The sequence below is a fragment of the Xanthomonas sp. SS genome (genome assembly GCF_014236835.1).
Classification (GTDB): domain Bacteria; phylum Pseudomonadota; class Gammaproteobacteria; order Xanthomonadales; family Xanthomonadaceae; genus Xanthomonas_A.
The window spans coordinates 1,306,265-1,324,924 of record NZ_CP051190.1 but is presented as its reverse complement, the minus strand read 5'-3'; the positions used below and the strand labels follow the sequence as shown (position 1 = coordinate 1,324,924).

Annotated in this window: 12 protein-coding genes; 10 read left to right on the top strand and 2 right to left on the bottom strand. The window is 69.1% G+C overall.

Annotated features, from left to right (window positions below):
* Positions 1-242: 242 nt before the first annotated feature.
* The gene (locus tag HEP74_RS05535) at positions 243-2,630 is read left to right on the top strand and encodes a TonB-dependent receptor plug domain-containing protein (RefSeq protein WP_185815554.1); all 2,388 of its coding nucleotides are present in this window, start codon (positions 243-245) and stop codon (positions 2,628-2,630) included.
* 313 nt (positions 2,631-2,943) lie between these two features.
* Positions 2,944-3,378 (top strand): hypothetical protein, encoded by a 435-nt coding sequence (locus HEP74_RS05530; protein ID WP_185815553.1) that lies wholly within the window; start codon positions 2,944-2,946, stop codon positions 3,376-3,378.
* On the opposite strand, the gene HEP74_RS05525 is transcribed toward HEP74_RS05530, so the two are convergent.
* Entirely contained in the window at positions 3,368-4,885 is a 1,518-nt protein-coding gene (locus HEP74_RS05525; RefSeq protein WP_185815552.1) for an MASE1 domain-containing protein, read from the bottom strand. The two genes, HEP74_RS05530 and HEP74_RS05525, sit on opposite strands and share 11 nt — an antisense overlap.
* A gap of 667 nt (positions 4,886-5,552) precedes the next feature.
* Between HEP74_RS05525 and ybaL the strand changes: the two genes are divergently transcribed.
* The 8 genes from ybaL (at position 5,553) to HEP74_RS05485 (ending at position 17,697) form a co-directional block, all read left to right on the top strand.
* Positions 5,553-7,232 carry a YbaL family putative K(+) efflux transporter gene (gene ybaL / locus HEP74_RS05520; protein ID WP_185815551.1) on the top strand — a complete coding sequence of 560 codons (1,680 nt, stop codon included), beginning with the start codon at positions 5,553-5,555 and terminating at the stop codon, positions 7,230-7,232.
* Positions 7,233-7,419: 187 nt separating this feature from the next.
* Entirely contained in the window at positions 7,420-8,151 is a 732-nt protein-coding gene (locus HEP74_RS05515; protein WP_185815550.1) for an HpcH/HpaI aldolase family protein, read from the top strand.
* A 97-nt stretch (positions 8,152-8,248) separates the two neighbouring features.
* Positions 8,249-10,300 carry a TonB-dependent receptor family protein gene (locus HEP74_RS05510; RefSeq protein ID WP_255427955.1) on the top strand — a complete coding sequence of 684 codons (2,052 nt, stop codon included), beginning with the start codon at positions 8,249-8,251 and terminating at the stop codon, positions 10,298-10,300.
* Positions 10,301-10,553: 253 nt separating this feature from the next.
* A complete protein-coding gene (locus HEP74_RS05505) occupies positions 10,554-11,780 on the top strand; it encodes an ATP-grasp domain-containing protein (protein ID WP_185815548.1) in 1,227 nt (408 codons plus the stop codon).
* Positions 11,777-13,597: an IucA/IucC family protein gene (locus HEP74_RS05500; protein WP_185815547.1), complete on the top strand. Its 1,821-nt coding sequence runs from the start codon at positions 11,777-11,779 to the stop codon at positions 13,595-13,597. Before HEP74_RS05505 ends, HEP74_RS05500 begins: the two co-directional genes overlap by 4 nt.
* Positions 13,594-14,763, top strand: a complete 1,170-nt coding sequence (locus tag HEP74_RS05495; RefSeq protein WP_185815546.1) for an MFS transporter — start codon at positions 13,594-13,596, stop codon at positions 14,761-14,763. The genes HEP74_RS05500 and HEP74_RS05495 overlap by 4 nt, the downstream gene beginning before the upstream one ends.
* Entirely contained in the window at positions 14,741-16,504 is a 1,764-nt protein-coding gene (locus tag HEP74_RS05490) for an IucA/IucC family protein (protein ID WP_185815545.1), read from the top strand. Before HEP74_RS05495 ends, HEP74_RS05490 begins: the two co-directional genes overlap by 23 nt.
* Positions 16,501-17,697 carry a type III PLP-dependent enzyme gene (locus HEP74_RS05485; RefSeq protein ID WP_185815544.1) on the top strand — a complete coding sequence of 399 codons (1,197 nt, stop codon included), beginning with the start codon at positions 16,501-16,503 and terminating at the stop codon, positions 17,695-17,697. The genes HEP74_RS05490 and HEP74_RS05485 overlap by 4 nt, the downstream gene beginning before the upstream one ends.
* Here HEP74_RS05485 and HEP74_RS05480 read toward each other — a convergent pair.
* Positions 17,694-18,584, bottom strand: a complete 891-nt coding sequence (locus tag HEP74_RS05480) for an AraC family transcriptional regulator (RefSeq protein WP_185815543.1) — start codon at positions 18,582-18,584, stop codon at positions 17,694-17,696. The two genes, HEP74_RS05485 and HEP74_RS05480, sit on opposite strands and share 4 nt — an antisense overlap.
* Positions 18,585-18,660 lie beyond the last annotated feature (76 nt).

Here is an 18,660-nt window from a genome sequence, read left to right as displayed (position 1 = left end):
CGCGGGGCCTTCGTTTTTGTCTACGACCTCGATAAAAGGCGGCATCGATTCTGCCGCAAGTGCCGCAGCGGTCGTTGCAAATGCAACCACGCGCACGGGTTTAACAGAACATTGACACACCCGACATATGCCGGTAACCCATGGCCGCAGCCGCAACATTCGCCATATGCGCAACACCCGGGAGGGGGTGATGGCGAATGCGGCGGCGCCGACTCTTCCCCCATCCTGGAGCCGTCCCGCCAATGACCCGCACGTTCAGCCCTCTCGCCACTGCCGTCGCCCTCGCCCTGGCCACATCCGCCGCGCCTGCGCTCGCGCAGAGTTCCTCCTCCAGCGCACAAACGCTGGATACCGTGATCGTCACCGGCACCCGCGTGGCCGACCGCACCGTCGCCGAATCGGCCTCGCCGATCGACATCATCTCGCCGGAAATGCTGCAGTCCACCGGTACCACCGAACTGGCCACCGCGCTGTCACGCGCGGTGCCGTCGCTGAACTTCCCGCGCCCGGCGATCACCGACGGCTCCGACGCGGTGCGCCCGGCGCAGCTGCGCGGACTTTCGCCCGACCAGGTGCTGGTGCTGGTCAACGGCAAGCGCTACCACACCACCGCGCTGGTCAACCTCAATGGTGCGCAGGGCCGCGGCTCGTCGCCGGCCGACCTCAACACCATTCCGATCGCCGCGGTCGAACGCATCGAAGTGCTGCGCGACGGCGCCTCGGCGCAATACGGCTCCGACGCCATCGCCGGGGTCATCAACATCGTGCTCAAGGGCAGCGGCGAAGGCGGCAGCATCGCCGCGCGCTACGGCAAGTACAGCGCCGGCGACGGCGAGCAGTACCAGTTGTCCGGCGACGCCGGGGTCAAGTTCGGCGAGAACGGCAGCGTGCATTTCGCCGCGCAGGCCGGCCACCAGGACCAGACCGACCGCGCCAAGCCGTACCAGGGCGAAGTGCAGCAGCGCTACGGCGACCCGGACATCGACCAGGGCGCGTTCTCCTACAACGGCCAGTACAGCCCGGCCGAGTACCTGACCTTCTATTCCTACGGCATGCTCAGCCGCCGCGAAGTGCTGTCCAACGGCTACTTCCGCTGGTCCGGCGACAACCGCAACCGCCCGGAGATCTATCCCGGCGGCTTCCTGCCGCAGATCTACAACGTCAGCAAGGACGTGTCCTGGGTCGGCGGCTTCAAGGCCAGCACCGAGGGCGGGCTGGGCATCGACATCAGCTACAACTACGGCCGCAACAACCTCAGCTTCGAGGTCAAGAACAGCCTCAACAACAGCCTGGGCACCACCAGTCCGACCGATTTCTATGCCGGCACCCTGGAAGTCACCCAGAACCTGCTCAATGCCGACTTCACCAAATCGTTGGAGGTTGGCCTGGCCTATCCGGTCACGCTGGCCTTCGGCGGCGAGTGGCGCGGCGAGAAGTTCAACGAATCGCCGGGCGATGCGGCCTCCTACGTCAACGGCGGCGTGCCGTCGGCCAACGGCAGCCTGCTGCCGGGCGCGCAGGTGTTCGCCGGCTTCAAGCCCAGCGACTCCGGCCACTACGACCGCAACAGCTACTCGGCCTACGTGGACCTGGAAGGCGACATCACCGACAAGTTCTCCGCCGGCCTGGCTGGGCGCTACGAGAACTACAGCGATTTCGGCGACACCAGCACCGGCAAGCTGTCGCTGCGCTACGCGTTCACCGACAAGATCGCGCTGCGCGCCACCGCCTCCACCGGGTTCCGCGCGCCGTCGCTGCAACAGCAGTATTTCCAGTCCATCGCCACCAACTTCATCAACGTCACCCAGCCCGACGGCAGCATCACCGCCACGCCGTTCGAGATCGGCACCTTCCGCACCGACAATCCGGCCGCGGTCGCGCTCGGCGCCGAACCGCTGAAGGCGGAGAAGTCGAAGAACTACGGCCTGGGCCTGGTACTGCAGCCGGTCGATGCGCTGTACGTCACCGTCGACGCCTATCGCATCGACATCGACGACCGCATCGTGCTGTCGGAAAACCTGACCTCCACCGCGGTGCGCAACTACCTGCAGGCCAACGGTTATGCCGGCATCGGCGGCGGCCGCTACTTCACCAACGCGATCGACACCAAGACCCAGGGCATCGACGCGGTCGGCACCTACAAGATCGCATTGAGCGACAGCAATCTGGACCTGACCGCCGGCTACAACTACAACAAGACCGAGATCGAGAAGATCGCCGAAAACCCGGCGGTGCTGGAGGCGATCGACCCGACCGCGGTGCGCATCGGCCGCGCCGAGATCGGCCGCATCACCAAGGGCGCGCCGCGCGACAAGTTCTTCCTGAGCAGCGTCTGGGCGCCGGGCAACTGGACGTTCACCGCCACCGCCACGCGCTGGGGCGAGTTCACCGACTTCGGCACCACCGCCGCGGCCGACCAGACCTATGCGGCGAAGTGGACGCTGGATCTGGCCGCCAGCTACAAGCTGGGCAACTGGGACTTCACCATCGGCGGCGACAACGTGCTCAACGAATATCCCGACCAGTCGCGTGCCGGCGCCGGTACCCGCACCTACCTGCCTTACAGCACCTCCTCGCCGTTCGGGTTCAACGGCGCACTCGCCTACGCCAACGTCAACTACAAATGGTGATGCGCGCGCGGCGCTGACCGATGCGAAAAAAGCCCCGGTCCGCCGGGGCTTTTTTATGGTGTGCCACGCGCAGGCGGCGATCGCCAGTTAATCGGCACACAACGGCTACCGATTAACGTTAGCGAATAGCACAAATCAAGAACTGCAGGAAGTTACTTCTGTAGACAATCGTGCAATCCCTAAACTATCAACGGCATATCGCTGCACGCCGTGTATCTACCGCATATTTGTCAACAGCTGGCCTCTGCGACTCGCGTAAGGTGGAACCGCCTGAACGGCAGGCGATAGACCCTTAGCAGGGGAAGGAAAAGCTATGGAATGGAATATGTCGAAAATCGCGGCGCTGGCGTCGGGCATCTTGCTGTGCTCGGCGTTTGCAACAGCCGCTCATGCGCAGAGCTGCTGCCCCACCGGGGGCGGTAGCCAGATCGCCAGGCAAGGCTTCGGCGAAAGTGCACCGGCCGCAACCGATCTGTCGGCGAACGCGACCGTGAGCATCTACCAGTTCGAGCGCAACGGGGTGACCTACCTGCAGATCAACGACGCGAATGGGCAGGTGCGTGGCGCGATCGGACGCATTGAAAACACCGCCTGGGTGACGCCGATGGGCAAGGACGTGGATCGGGTCAGCATCGTCGAAGCACTGGACCAGAGTCGCGGCACCGTGGTCTACGATGCGCGCTACTTCACCGTGCAACGAGCCAGCACCACCAGCGGCGACGCGTGGACCGTCACCATCAAGAAGTGACGGGGCGCCGCTCCGACGGTTCGGAGACAAGGAAGCTGATCTTCAGCTCATGGCGGCGCCGACAGGTGCCGTCGTGGGCTTTCAGCCGGCTCGCCAACTCCCACTCGATCTCGTCCACGCGCTTGTCCGCTGCGTTCCTGGCGACCAGCAGCTGCGGATCGGCGGCGATCGTCACTACCAGACCGCGCCGGCCACGCGCTTTCCACACCCGCGCCGCGATCCGATGGCGGCTGCCGCTGGGCAGCACCTCCATCGCATTGAGCACGCAGCGGTATGCCGCCAACTGCAGGCCGATCGACACCTGCCGCGATTCGCCGCGCAACCGCGTCTCCACCTCGGTGTCGCAGGCATTGGCGAAGGCGATGGAACTCAGTGCGCCGTATAACCCGTGGGTTTCGATGTCCAGCGGATACAGCGCGGCGACGTAGTCGTCCATCAGCTGCGCCTGGATCACCCCGGTGCGGTTCATTTCCATGGCCGCAGCGTAATGGCCGCGCTCTTTCAGCGAGGAAGCGATGTCGCGGCGCAGCTTGTTGAGGTGGGTATGGATATCGGTGTACTCGATCACCCGGTTGCGCAGCGTGCGCTCGGCCGACATGTAGCTGGCCTGCGCCACCTGCAGCGCCTGCTGCTCGGCATAGCCGAAGTGCCGCGCCTGGCGGAAGGCGCTGGAAATCTTCACCCCCAGCACGAACAGCAGGGTCGCCGCGAACGCGATCAGCATCTGCACGTCGAACGTCTGCTGGTCGTAGGCACCCGCATAGTTCGAGCGCGGCAGCGACATCGCGACCGCCAGATTGGCCAGCACCACGCCGACCGCCGATCCACGCCAGCCATACGACAGCGTGAGCCAGGCGCCCGGTACCAACAACATGAGCAGGATGAACTGGTGCAGCAACCCCGGTGTCCGCATCGCCAGCGCAAAGATGCCGGCCACGGCGAGGACCGCGATCGCCGAGTCGCGCAGCAATTTTCTGGACAAGGATTTGTCGGCCTTGCGATGCAGCCACAGCAAGGTCGGCAGGAAGAACATCAGGATGCCCAGATAGCTACCGATCCAGTACCTGACGCTGGTTTCCAGGGTGAGGAAGGCGGCAGGCCCGTCCAACATCGCGTTGACCGCCTTGTTGACCAGCAAGCCCCACAGTCCCAAGCCCAGCGCGAGCAACGGCAACCAGCGCTGCACCGCCGACGAAGCGGGAAAACGGTTGCGAAAAGCCCATGGCAGCAACGCGAACAACGGCGCCGCCAGGAACGGACTCAGGTACGCCCATAGCTCGCTGACCCCGTTGTGGTTGGCCATCGGCAAGCGCATCGTCAACAACGCGGCGGCATCGCCCAGGAACACATAGGGCCAGAACCGGTACGGCAGGAACAGCAATGCCGCCGCGCGCACGCCAGCCGGAAGGAACCATTGGTCCATCGACCAGTGCCAGACGAACACGTAGAGCGCGCAATAGACCGCGCTCAGAAGGATGCCGCCAGCGAATTTTTTCAGTGTAGCCATGCCACCTTGATCCTTGGCAGGGGGTGCCCAATTGGCGCAAACATACAGCACGGCGCAAGCGCGCACAGTAGACAGTTTGCGCGGTGCAATACGGCGGCAACGCCTTGCGCGGCGGGGGTTTGCGGGGATTTCGGAGATGCTGGGACCGGCATCTCATTCGACGCGACCCCAGACCCGCGCAATTTTGCCGGTTTCGCGTATCACGCGGGCGTGAGAGTGCCGCCACCATTGGGCTTGCAGCGTATGACGCGAGCGCCTGCATTGGCGCGGTATCGCGATGTCGGTGTTTTGTCGGAGCGGCGCGGCTTGACTAGAATCAGACGGAGCGGCCGACTCTCGGCAGAGGCGGCGGAACGCGGGGAAATGGGAACGCGACGCATGTCTAGCCGAAGCCGCCCGACCCGACCTTGCCTGACACGCTCTGCATCGCCCTCGTGCAGCGCAGATCGTGCTGGCTACCGCCCCCCCCCCCAGGCACGGTCGTGCGACATCGTCGCTCGATAACCAGGAGCGGCCTTCCGATGCGCAAATCGGTTGCATGACGCGAATCCGGTCACCGCGTCATGAAGCGCCCGACAAGCATCGCCCCCGCATGAAGCCAACGCCCTGATTTGCCGATAAAAGCCGCATCGGCCACACTCCTTGCAATCTTGTTCCGCGAATCTGCATGCATCACGACACCAGTCTCATCGACATCATCGCGGTCGGGCTCGCCCTCGCCTTCGTCCTCGGCGCCCTCGCCCACCGCATCAAGCTCTCGCCGCTGGTCGGCTATCTGGTGGCCGGCATCTGCGTCGGCCCGTTCACTCCCGGCTTCGTCGCCGACCAGGCGTTGGCCAACCAGTTGTCGGAACTGGGGGTGATGCTGCTGATGTTCGGCGTGGGCCTGCATTTCTCGCTCGAAGATCTGATGGAAGTGAAGTGGATCGCGATCCCCGGCGCGCTGGCGCAGATCGCGGTCGCCACCCTGCTCGGCTGGGGGCTGGCCTGGAGCATGGGCTGGCCGACCCTGCACGGGCTCGTGTTCGGCCTGGCGCTGTCGGTGGCCAGCACCGTGGTGCTGCTGCGCGCGATGGAGGAACGGCGCTTGCTGGAAACCCTGCGCGGACGCATCGCGGTGGGCTGGCTGATCGTCGAGGATCTGGTGATGGTGCTGGCGCTGGTGCTGCTGCCGGCATTGGCCGACGCGCTCGGCGGCAAGGGCGCCGGCACCGGCGCGATCCTCGGTGCGCTGGGCATCACCCTGCTGAAGATGGCCGCGTTCGTGGTGGTGATGCTGGTGGTCGGGCGCCGCGCGATCCCGTGGGTGCTGGAGAAGGTCGCCGCGACCGGCTCGCGCGAGTTGTTCACGCTGTCGGTGCTGGCGATCGCGCTGGGCGTGGCGTTCGGCTCGGCCACCCTGTTCGGAGTGTCGTTCGCACTGGGCGCGTTCTTCGCCGGCATGCTGCTGAAGGAATCGGAGCTCAGCCACAAGGCGGCCAGCGATTCGCTGCCGCTGCGCGATGCGTTCGCGGTGCTGTTCTTCGTCTCGGTCGGCATGCTGTTCGACCCGCACATCCTGCTCGAGCATCCGTGGCAGGTGCTGGCCACGTTCCTGACCATCACCGTCGGCAAGTCGCTGGCCGCATTCGTGATCGTGCGCGCGTTTGGCCATCCCACCGGCATCGCCCTGACCATCTCCACCAGCCTGGCGCAGATCGGCGAGTTCTCCTTCATCCTGGCCGGGCTCGGGGTGAGCCTGGCGATCCTGCCCGAGACCGGGCGCGACCTGATCCTGGCCGGTGCGCTGCTGTCGATCATCGCCAACCCGCTGCTGTTCACCTGGCTGGACCGCTGGCAGGCCCGACAGGCGGTGGAAGCGCCGGTGACGCTGGAGGTGGAACTGCCGCCGGGGCCGTCGCTGGATCTGGTCGACCACGCCATCGTGATCGGCTACGGCCGGGTCGGCAGCACCCTGGCCGCGGTGCTGCGCGAACGCGGCGTGCCGGTGCTGGTGATCGACGACAACCGCGAGCACGTGGAACGCGCGCATGCCGACGGCATTCCCGGCATCCGCGGCAGCGCCGCCGCCGACCGGGTGCTGGCCGAGGCGCATCCGGAAAAGGCCAAGATCGCGATCCTGGCGATCCCGCAGCCGCTGGAGGCCGGCGAGGCGCTGGCCAAGCTGCGCGCGCTGAATCCGGGGCTGACCCTGCTGGCGCGCGCGCACAGCGATGCCGAGGTCAAGCATCTGCTCGAACACGGCGCCGACGGCACGGTGATGGCCGAGCGCGAACTGGCCTATTCGCTGGCCGAGATGGTGATGGCGACGCCGCCATACCGCGCCATGCGCACCGCGCCGGGCTGAAACGCGCACGCCGTTCGTTTGAAGAAGACCCGCGCGGGCATCCGCGCGGCGCGGCGTGCCGCACGCATGTCGGCGCGCACAAAAAGCGTCTACACGAATGCAGCGGCAGCGGCACAAGACCTACTTGATAATCATTATCGTTTAAGCCAGGATTGCAGCCCCTTCCCAGCCCCGCTCGCCCACCCCCATGGCTTGCAAGATCGGGTTGCTCAATTCGGTGCCCAGCCCGTTGCTGTGCGAGATGTTCGGCCACCTCGGCTACGACTTCGCGGTGCTCGACCTGGAGCACGTGCTGCGCTCGCCGGCGGAACTGGAACACGCGATCCGCGCCTGCGAACTGGGCGGCTGCGAAGCCTGGGTGCGCGTGCCCGAGGTCGACGCCAAGCTGATCGGCCGGGTGCTCGACGCCGGCGCGCGCGGCGTGGTGCTGGCCGGGCTGGACAGCGCGGAGCAGGCCGAGCGCGCGGTCGCTGCCGCGCATTTTCCGCCGCACGGCCGGCGCGGCATCTGCGGCGGCCGCGTCACCGGCTTCGGCAGCCTCGCGCTGGCCGACTACATCGAACGCACCCGGCACACGCTGCGGGTGGTGCCGATGATCGAAAGCGCCGCCGGCGTGCGCGCCCTGCCGCAGATCCTGCAGGTACCGGGGGTGTCGCTGGTGATGGAGGGCGCGCTCGATCTGGCGCTGGACCTGGGCGTCGGCCCGCAACCGACCCATCCGCAGGTGTGGGCGCAGCTGCTGGCGATCGCCGCGGCCTGCCGCGACGCCGGCATCCCGTTCTGCCCCAATCCGCGCGACGCGGCACAACGCCGGCACTGGCTGGCGCAGGCGGACCTGCAGTGGCTGTTCGCCGGCGAAGACCGCGCGCTGCTGCAATCCGCGCTGCGCCAGCACGCCGCCGACCTGCGCGCGCCTTGATCTTTCTTTCTCCGGAGTCTTCGCCTTGATCGTTTCGCTTTCCCCCTCGTTGCTGACCCTCGCCGTCGGCCTCGCCCTGCTCGCGCCGTCCGCGGCCATCGCCCAGGAAGCGCAGGACCCACAGGACGCGGCGGCGCGGATCCGCCAGTTGGATACCGTGCAGGTGCAGGGCAGCCTGCTCGGCCGCTCCACCGTGCAGGACGTGCAGCATTACGCCGGCAGCCGCCAGGTGATCGACAGCGCGCAGCTGCGCAACGGCGCCAACCGCTCGCTGGACGACGCGCTGCAGCGCGTGCCCGGGATCAAGGTGTTCGACGAGACCGGCACCGGCGCGCTGCCGCAGATCATGCTGCGCGGCCTGTACGAAAGCCGCAGCGGCCGTGTGCAGGTGCTCGAGGACGGCATTCCGCTGGCCCTGGCGCCGTACGGGCAGACCAGCCTGTCGCTGTTCCCGGTCGGCCTGAACCAGGTCGACCGCATCGACATCGTGCGCGGCGGCGCGGCGGTGCAGTACGGCCCCAACAACGTCGGCGGCGTGATCAACCTGATCAGTCCGGACATCCCCACGACCTGGACCACCACGCTGGGACAAAAAGTCACCGCCGGCGGCGCCGGGCACTACCTGGGCGACACCGCGATCAGCACGGGCGGCTACGCCAGCGATACGTTCGGCCTGCAACTGGACGCGAACTGGACCAAGGGCGAGTACTGGCGCGAGCACAGCGACACCGACATCAAGAACCTGCGCCTGCGCGCCGAATGGTGGCTGGCGCCGGACAAGCTGCTCAAGGCCAGCGTGCAGCGCTACGTGGCCGACATGGACATGGCCGGCGCCTTGTCGACCGCCGACTATCTGCGCGACCCGCGCCAGTCGACACGGCCGCTGGACGCATTCACCGGCCGCACCACGCGCGCCTCGCTGGTCTACCAACAGGACTTCGGCGACCTGGGGCCCTTCCAGGACCTGCGCCTGGACTGGAGCAACTTCAGCGCGCGCAGCAGCCGCAACTTCGTCGTCGGCATGCGCTCGGCGTCCAGCGAGACCTGGCGTGCGGATCTGCCGCCGCAATTGCGACAGAGCGCGCCGCGCGATTTCAAGGTCTACGGCAGCGAGCCGCGGCTGAGCTGGAAGATGGACTCCGGTGCGGTGAGCCAGCAGTGGACCGTCGGCGCGCGCGCGATCAGCGAGGACATCGACTTCCTGGTCGGCAACACGCGGCTGAGCGACGGGCTGTACACCCTGGTGCGCGACTGGCGCTTCAAGGACCGCGGCGCCGCCGCTTACGTCAGCGATGCGATCGGGCTGGCCGACGACCGCGTCACCATCACCCCCGGGCTGCGCTACGAGCGGGTGGATGCGCGCTATTACAACCTCGCCAGCGGTGCCAGCACGCGCAACAAGACCAGCGATGTGTTGCCCGGCCTGACCCTGGGCTTCCAGGCCACGCCGCAGTGGTACCTGTACGCCGACGGGCAGCGCTCCCTGCGCGCGCCGCAGGTCACCCAGATCATCTTCGGCGACAATCTAGACGCCGAACTGGCCTGGAACTACGAGGCCGGCGCACGCTACCAGCCCAACGACCGCACCCGCGTGCAGTTCGGCGGCTACCTGATCGATTTCGACCAGCAGATCCAGCTCGACAACACCACCCGCACCTACCGCAACCTTGGCAAGACCCGCCACCAGGGCGGGGAGGTGGAACTGCAATGGAGTCCGGCGCAGCTGCGTGCGCTGACCCTCAACGCCGGTTACGCCTATTTGGATGCACGCCAGGAATCGGGCGCCTACGACGGCAAGCTGGTGCCCTACACCTCGCGTAACCAGCTCACGCTCGGCGCGTCCTACCAGCCCGGTCACACCACGGTCGCAGTGTCCAGCTATTACTTCAGCCGCGCCTTCAGCGATGCCGCCAACAGCGTGCAGGAAAATGCGATCGGCTCGGTCGGCGAATTGCCGGCGTACTGGGTCTGGAACGCGCAGCTGAGCCAGGTGCTCAGCGAGCGCGACAGCGGCAAGCTCAGCGCCTCGTTGGCAGTGAACAACCTGTTCGACCGCAAGTACTGGTACCGCGGCATCGACACCAGTCCGTGGGGCCGGCAGCCGGCGCCGGGCCGCAGCGTCACCCTCGGCCTGGAATACCGCTTCTGATCGCCGCTGCCGTCGAACGACGACGGTAGCGTTCGCAACACCGCGCGCCTCCTGGCGCGCCGCCGCCCGCGGGAGACGCGGGCCTTCAAGGCGAACGCGGCCGCGTTCGCCACGCACCCAGCGCGCGCCCGATGCGTGCGCCAGGCAGTCCCTTTGGCGCCGCAGCCGCGGCCTTGTGCTCCCCGTGTCCGCAGATCGCGGCCGCGCGCGCCGTCGCGTGCGTCCATCCCCGTCTTCCGAACGAGAACCGATCATGACCCCGCATGACGCTCCCCTGCTGATCCTGAGCCACGTCTGCCATCCGGCGGTGACCGATGGCTTCGTCCCCGCCGCGCAGCGCCTGGGCGTGCCGGTGCTGCTGCTGAGCGACCACCGCCACGACCACCTGGCGCACTTCCGCCGGCATCCACCCGCGGTGCCGTTGCAGATCCTGGAGTGCGACGTGTTCAATCCGCTCGGCGTGCTCGACCTGCTCAGCACCCTGCAAGTGCAACCGCGCGCGGTGTTCAGCAACAGCGATCATCTGCAGACCAGCGCCGCGCTGGTCGCCGCCGCGCTGGACCTGCCGGGCAAGGACTGGCAGATCTGCTATGCCGCCAAGAACAAGGCCGCGATGCGCCAGCGGCTGCGCGCGCGCGGCCTGCCGGCGCCGTGGTTCTGCAGTCTGGCGCCGGGTGCCGCGCTACCGGCGCAGGCGCCGTGGCCGTTGATCGCCAAGCCGCGCGAAGGCGTGGCCAGCCTGGATGTGCGCCACTGCGCCGACGCCGCCGCGCTGCTGGCCTATCTGGACGATTTCTGGCAGCGCCATCCGCAGCGCAGCGTGTTGCTGGAGAGCGTGCTGCAAGGGCCGTTGTTCACCGTGGAAACGCTCGGCGACGGGCAGCGCCTGCAGGCGCTGGGCGGCTTCGACGTGCGCCTATCGGCGCCGCCGCACTTCGTCGAATGCGAAGCCAACTGGCGCGGCGATGCCGAGACGCCGGCGCTGCGCCAGGCGTTGGCGCAGTTGCAGGCGTTCGGCATCGGTTTCGGCGCCTGCCACAGCGAATTCATCCTCACCGCCGACGGGCCGGTGCTGGTCGAGATCAACTACCGCAGCATCGGCGACGGCCGCGAATTCCTGCTCGACCGCATGTTCGGCGGACGCTGGTTCGACAGCGTGCTCGGCCTGCACCTGGGACAGCCGCTGCCGACCCTGCGCGCGCAACGCGCACACGCGCTGGTGCGCTACTACGTCGCCGACGCCGAAGGCACCCTGGCCATGGCCAGCGACGACCAGGCCTGCGACGACGTACGCTGGGAAGCGCGCTACCGACGCCTGCGGCAACCCGGCGACAGCATCCGCCTGAGCCACTCCAACAAGGACTACCTGGGCGCGCTGGATGTGCTCGCCGACGCCGCATCCGACCTGCCGCTCGCGCTGGCCGCGGCCGAGGCGCCGCTGCAGTGGCGGATCGAGAGCAGCGCAGGAGCCCAGCGATGAATCACGACGACGACCGCCGCTACGTCGAGCTGCGCATCATCGACGCCTGCCTGCGCGAAGACCTGCGCGGCATCGTCAGCCGCGGCGCCGCAGCCACGCCGTCGCCGGCGCTGCTGGCGGCCTGGCCGGCGCCACTGCCGAACGCGCTGTGGTGGCGCATCGCGCACCTGCCCGATGGCGAACTGTGGCTGCCGCTGCAGCGCCGCGGCTACCTGCAGGAGCTCAGCGCCTGCAGCGACGGCTGGCTGCTGCGCGATGGCGAGCGCATCGCCTTCGAATCCGGCGCCGCCACCTGGCTGGCACGGATGAGCGCCGGGCTGGACGCGGACACGCAGCGCCTGCATCGCGCCTATGCCGACGAAGCGGAGTGCGCCGTGCGCCAGCGTGCGCTGGCGCGGCAGGCCTACACGCAACAGCGCCCGCTGCTGGCCTCCGCGCTGGACGCAGCCGATGCGCACGAACGCGCCTACCGCTGCGAACAGCTGGCCAGCCATCGCGACCATCCGTTCTATCCGACCGCACGCGCCAAGGTCGGACTGGACGACGCGCAACTACCGCACCATGCGCCCGAGTTCGCGCCGTGCTTCGCGCTGCGCTGGCTGGCGCTGCCGGCGGCCGCGGTGGCGCAGACCACGCCGCCGCCGGCGTTCTGGCCGCGCCCAAGCCAGCTTGGCCTGGCGCCGGCGCTGGACACCAGCCATATCGCCTGGCCGCTGCACCCGTTGACCTTCGCGCGCCTGGGCGAAGCCGACTTCGCGCTGCCCGACGGCGCCATCGCCGCACCGCAGCCATGGCTGCAGGTGCGCCCGTCGCTGTCAGTACGCACCGTCATCCCGCTGGACCATCCCGACCATCACCTCAAACTGCCGATGCCGATGCGCAGTCTGGGCGCGCTCAACCTGCGCCTGATCAAGCCCTCCACGCTGTACGACGGGCACTGGTTCGAACGCGTGCTGCGCGCCATCGCCGCGCACGATCCGGCCCTGGACGAACGTTACCTGCACGTGGACGAATCCCACGCCGGCCAGGTCGGCGAGGCGCGCCACCTGGCCTATCTGCTGCGCCGCTATCCGCCCTTGCCGGAAGCGACGCTGGTGCCGGTCGCCGGCCTGTGCGCGCCGCTGCCGGACGGCCGCCCGCTGGCCCTGCACCTGGCCGAACGCTTCCATGGCGGCGACCTGCACGCGTGGTGGGACGCCTACCTCGCGCTGATGTGTCAGGTGCACCTGCGGCTGTGGCTGCGCTACGGCATCGCGCTGGAAGCCAACCAGCAGAACAGCGTGATGATCTACGCGCCCGGCCGCGCGCCGCGGCTGCTGCTGAAGGACAACGATGCGGCGCGGGTGAAGTTGCCGCGGCTGTATGCGCAGCGGCCGGAATTGGCGCAACTCGGACCGCCGCGCGACGTGCGCATCGCGGTGGAAGACGAGGCCGCGCTGGCGCGCATGTTCTGCACCATCATCCTGCAACTGGACCTGCAGGCGGTGCTGGAAGGCCTGGCCGAAGCACGGCCCGCGTTGCGCGCGCCGCTGTACGCGCAACTGCGCGCGCGCCTGCACGGCACGCTGCGCGAGCTGCAGGCCGAAGGCATCGATACCGCGCCGGCGCAAGCGCTGCTGGCGGCGCCGCGGCTGCCGGTGAAGTACCTGCTCAGCGCCGGCAGCCTGCTCGGCAAGCAGATCACCGGCGCCGCCGACATCAACAAGTTCTACGGCGACAGCGCGCCCAATCTGTTGCGCGAGGAGATCGACGCCGCGGCAATGCCCACTGTCGCGATACCGGCACAGGCGGCGTTCGCGCACGGAGCATCGCGATGAAGCGCGTGCTCGGCCCGGTGCTGGCCGCGCACTACCTGGCCGCGTTCACCGCGCTGGGCATGCCGCTGTTCCTGCCGCAGGTGCTGCACCAGCTGGCGCCGGGCGCGGCGATCGGCTGGAGCGGCGTGCTGTACGTGCTGCCGACGCTGTGCACCGCGCTCACCGCCAGCGCCTGGGGCCGGCTGGCCGACCGTTACGGACGCAAGCGCTCGCTGCTGCGCGCGCAGTTGGGCCTGGCGCTGGGCTTCGCGATGGCCGGCTTCGCGCCCGACCTTGGCTGGCTGGTGGCCGGGCTGATGGTGCAAGGCGCCTGCGGCGGTTCGCTGGCCGCGACCAATGCCTATCTGACCACGCAGGCGCGGACTGGGCCGCTGGCGCGCGCGCTGGACTGGACCCAGTTCTCGGCGCGGCTGGCGATGGTCACCGCGCCGGCGCTGCTCGGCCTGGCCAGCGCGCTGGGTCCGGCGCAATCGCTGTATCGCTATCTGGCGCTGCTGCCGCTGCTCGCCTTCGCGCTGAGCTGGCGACTGCCCGCCGATCCGCCGCGGCCACGCCATGCCGCGGCGGCAACGGCCAGCGATGCGCACGACGACGCCAGCCGCCGCCAGCGCTGGGCGCTGTGGAGCACGCAATTCCTGTTCTGCTTCGCGATGGTGGTGACGTTTCCGTATTTCCTGCCCTACGCGCAGGCGCAGGGCATCGGCAACGCGGCCGCGGCGGGCCTGCTGTACAGCCTGCCGCACCTGGTCTACCTGGTGCTGTTGCCGTGCTGGCGCGGCAGCGAACACCGTGCCTCGCCGCTGCCGGCCGGGCTGGCGCTGTTCGCGCTGGCCTGCCTGCTGCAAGCGCTGCTGCATGCGCCGGCATGGCTGATCGCCGCGCGCCTGCTGTTCGGCGTGGGCATGTGGATGGCGCTGCGCGGACTCAACCGCAGCCTGGCCGACATCGCCAGCGCGCACGCCGCCGGGCAGTTGTTCGGCCGCTTCGACGCATTCGGCAAATACGCCGGCGTGGCCGGCGGCGCGCTCGCCGGCGTCCTGGTGCAAGGCCACGGCCTGGCCGTGCCGTTCCTCGCCGCGACCGCCGCGGCCCTGCTGGCGCTGGCGCCGGCCTTATCGCTCACTTCCGTCCGGAGAACCGCGCATGTCCCCGCTCGCGACGCATGAACCGCTGCACGACCCGTGGTACGACAGCCTGGCGCAAGCGCAGGCGATCACCTGCTGGCTCAATTGCTACCTGCGCGAAGTGGCGATCGGCCGCGGCCAGGCCGACTTCGATTACCGCGGCCTGGACCGCCCCGGCATCGCCAGCGCCGGCGAGCGCTGGCTGCGCCTGCACCTGCCTTCCGGCGCGGTGTTGTGCATCCGCCTGGCCCAGGCCGACACGCTTGGCCGCTGTCGTTTCGACTCGGCGCCGTACCTGAAAGCCAACGGACAGCCATGGCACTGCCTGGACGCGACGGCGCTGGTGCGCCTGTTGCTGCAGGAACTGGCCGACGGCGAAGCGTTCAACGCCGAACTGCTCGCGCAGAGCGACAACAGCATCGCGGTGACCGCACAGCTGCTGCGCTGCGCCGACGCCGCCGCACCCAGCGGCGAGGCGATGATCGATGCCGAGCAATCGATGCTGTGGGGACACGCGCTGCACCCGACGCCGAAGAGCCGCGAAGGCGTGCCGCTGGCGCAGGTGCTGGCCTGCGCGCCGGAAGCGCGCAGCCGCTTCCCGCTGTTCTGGTTCCGCATCGATCCGCGCCTGTACCGCGCGCAGGGCCAGAACGTGCGCGCCACCCTTGCGCAGGCCGGCGGTGCAGCGGATCTGTATCCGTGCCACCCGTGGGAAGCCGAGCGCGTGCTCGCGCATCCGCTGCTGCGCCAGGCGCAGGCGCGCGGCTGGATCGAACCGCTGGGCGAACGCGGCCTGGCGCTGCGCCCGACCTCGTCGGTGCGCACGCTCTACCACGCCGAACTGGACTACTTCCTCAAGCTGTCGGTGCATGTGCGCCTGACCAACTGCGTGCGCAAGAACGCCTGGTACGAACTGGAAAGCGCGGTCGCGCTGACCCGCCTGCTGGCGCCGGCCTGGCGCGACCTGGCGCAGCGCGTGCCGGGCTTCCAGGTGTTGCTGGAACCGGCCGCCACCGACCTGGACTTCTCGGCGCTGGGCGGCGATGCGCACGCCTGCCGCGACCTCGGCGAAAGCTTCGGCATGCTCTACCGGCAGGCCATCCCCGCGCCGCAACGGCTGCGCTTCCAACCGCAGGTGGCCGGCGCGCTGTTCACCCGCGACGCGCGCGGCGATGCCGCTTGCGCCGCGCCGCTGCAGGCGCTGGCACGGCGCTACGGCAGCCTGGATGCGGCCACCGCGGCCTGGTTCCATGCCTATGCGCGGCTGCTGCTGGACGGCGTCTGGAGCGCGTGGTTCGACTACGGCATCGTGCTCGAGCCGCACCTGCAGAACACCGTGATCGGCTGCGCGGACGGCTTGCCGGCGCGGGTCTGGATCCGCGACCTGGAAGGCACCAAGCTGCTGCCGGCGCGCTGGCCGGCCGCGCGTCTGCACGGCATGTCCGAAACCGCGCGGCAGTCGCTGTACTACAGCGCCGAACAGGGCTGGAACCGGATCGCCTACTGCGCGCTGGTCAACAACCTGGCCGAGGCGATCTTCCATCTGGCCGACGGCCACGACCGCCGCGAGCGGCAGCTGTGGCGCATCGTCGGCGACATCGCCCAGGCCTGGCAGCAGCGCCACGGCCCGCAACCGGCACTGCAGGCGCTGCTCGATGGCGCGCCGCTGCCGGCCAAGAACAACCTGCGCCTGCGCCTGTTGCAACGCGCCGACCGCCATGCCGACTACACCCTGCTGCCCAATCCGATCGTCATGCCGGCGCAACGGCAGGCCGCGGCATGAGCCTGCGCATCGATCCGGCGCCGCTGGCGGCGACGCTGGCGCAGTTGCGCGAACGTGCCGACGGGCCAGTGTGCGCCTACGTCTACGACCTGGCGGCGCTGCGCCGCCATGCCGAAGCGATGCGCGCGCAGCTGCCCGCCGAGTGCGAGCTGTACTACGCGGCCAAGGCCAATGCCGAGCCGCCGCTGTTGCGCACGCTGGCACCATCGGTGGACGGCTTCGAGGCGGCGTCCGGCGGCGAACTGCAGTGGCTGCACGACCACCAGCCGGGGCGGCCGCTGCTGTTCGGCGGCCCCGGCAAGCTCGACACCGAACTGCAGCTGGCAGTGGCATTGCGCGAATGCACGCTGCACGTGGAGAGCCTGGGCGAACTGCAGCGGCTGGCGCGCATCGCCGCGCAGGCCGGACGTCGCGTGGCGGTGTTCCTGCGCATGAACATCGCCGTACCCGGCATGCAGGACACGCGCCTGGTGATGGGCGGGCGGCCCTCGCCGTTCGGGCTGGATGCACTGGATCTGGAGGCGGCGATGCAGCTGCTGCGCGACGCCCCGGCGCTGCAGCTCGCCGGCTTCCACTTCCACCTGATGTCGCACCAGTGCGACGCGCAGGCGCAGCTGCGCCTGGTCGCCGGCTACCTGCAGACCGTGCAGGGCTGGCGCCAGGCTTACGCGCTGGGTGCGCTGACGGTGAACGCCGGCGGCGGCTTCGGCGTGAACTACGCCGATGCGGCGGCCTCGTTCGACTGGACCGGATTCTGCGCCGGCCTGCCGGCGCTACTGCGCACGCATGGCGACGGCCTGCGCTTGCGCCTGGAGCCGGGCCGCTACGTCAGCGCGAGCTGCGGCTGGTACCTGATGGAGGTGCTCGACATCAAACGCAGCCATGGCGAATTTTTCGCCATCGGCCGTGGCGGCACCCATCACTTCCGTACCCCAGCCGCGCAAGCTCACGACCATCCGTTCCTGGTGCTGCGCGGCACGCAACCACCGGTGCTGCGCGGCACACGGGTGACCCTGGTCGGCCAGCTGTGCACGCCCAAGGACGTGCTGGCGCGCGCGCAACCGGTCGCGGCCCTGGCGCCCGGCGACTGCCTGGCGTTCCCGCTGGCGGGCGCCTATGCCTGGAACATCTCGCACCAGCAGTTCCTGATGCACCCGCCGCCGCAGATGCTGTTCGTGGACGCGGTGGGCTAGCTGGCGTCGCGCTGCACCGGCACGCAGATGTCGGCGCGCAGTTCGGCTTCGGCCACCGCTTCCGGATCGTCCAGATACAGATAGTGCAGCGGCGCATCGCGCAACGCATAGCCGCTGTCCGGCAGCCAGTCGGCCAATACCCGATCCAGCGCGTCCTCCAGCTGCGCGTAGCTGCCGACCTGGCGCAGCAGCGCGTAGTCGCCGCCGCCCAGCGTGCGCCGCGCGAACGGCGCCGGCGGCGACACCGCGGCGTCGAAACCCATCGCGCACTCGAATACGTGCGCGCGCGCGGGCACATCGCGATGGTCGCTGAGCGGAATGCCGACCAGCGCCTGCAGCCGCTCGGCCACGCCGGCGCGCTGCGCCCAGGCGAACAGGCGGCCGAAGCCGGCATCCAGCGCATCGAAGGCGCCACGCCGGCGCAGCACCACCACCTCGAACGGCGCCAGGGTCTGCACGGCGATCTGCAACGGTGCCGGCGGCGCATCCGCGGTCTGCCGCGACGGCTGCGCCAACGCCTGCGTTCGCGCGGCCAGCGCCGCCGGATCGGCGCGCAGCTGGCTGGGGCTGGCGTCGAGCGCATTGCGGAAACTGCGTGCCAGCGCTTGCGGCGTCTCGTAGCCCACGGCCAGCGCGATCTCGGTGATCGAGGCGGTGTCGGCGAGCAACCGCAATGCATGCAGCAGGCGCAGCCGGGTCACGGTGCGGCCGACGGTTTCGCCCGTCATGGCCCGATAGACGCGATGGAAGTGGAACGGCGACTGATGCGCCACTGCCGCCAGCTCGGCCAGGTCGGGCAAGGCCGCGCGCGCCTGCACGCGCTGCTGCAGGTGTGCGAGCGCGCGTTCGATGCCGCGCTGCTGGGAAGACATCCGGGTCTGGTGCATGGCCGCTCTCCGCAAGGTCGGGCCAGTGTGCCGCGCGGCGCGGCGCCGCGCGTTCCCGATCTTGCGCCGATCGCCC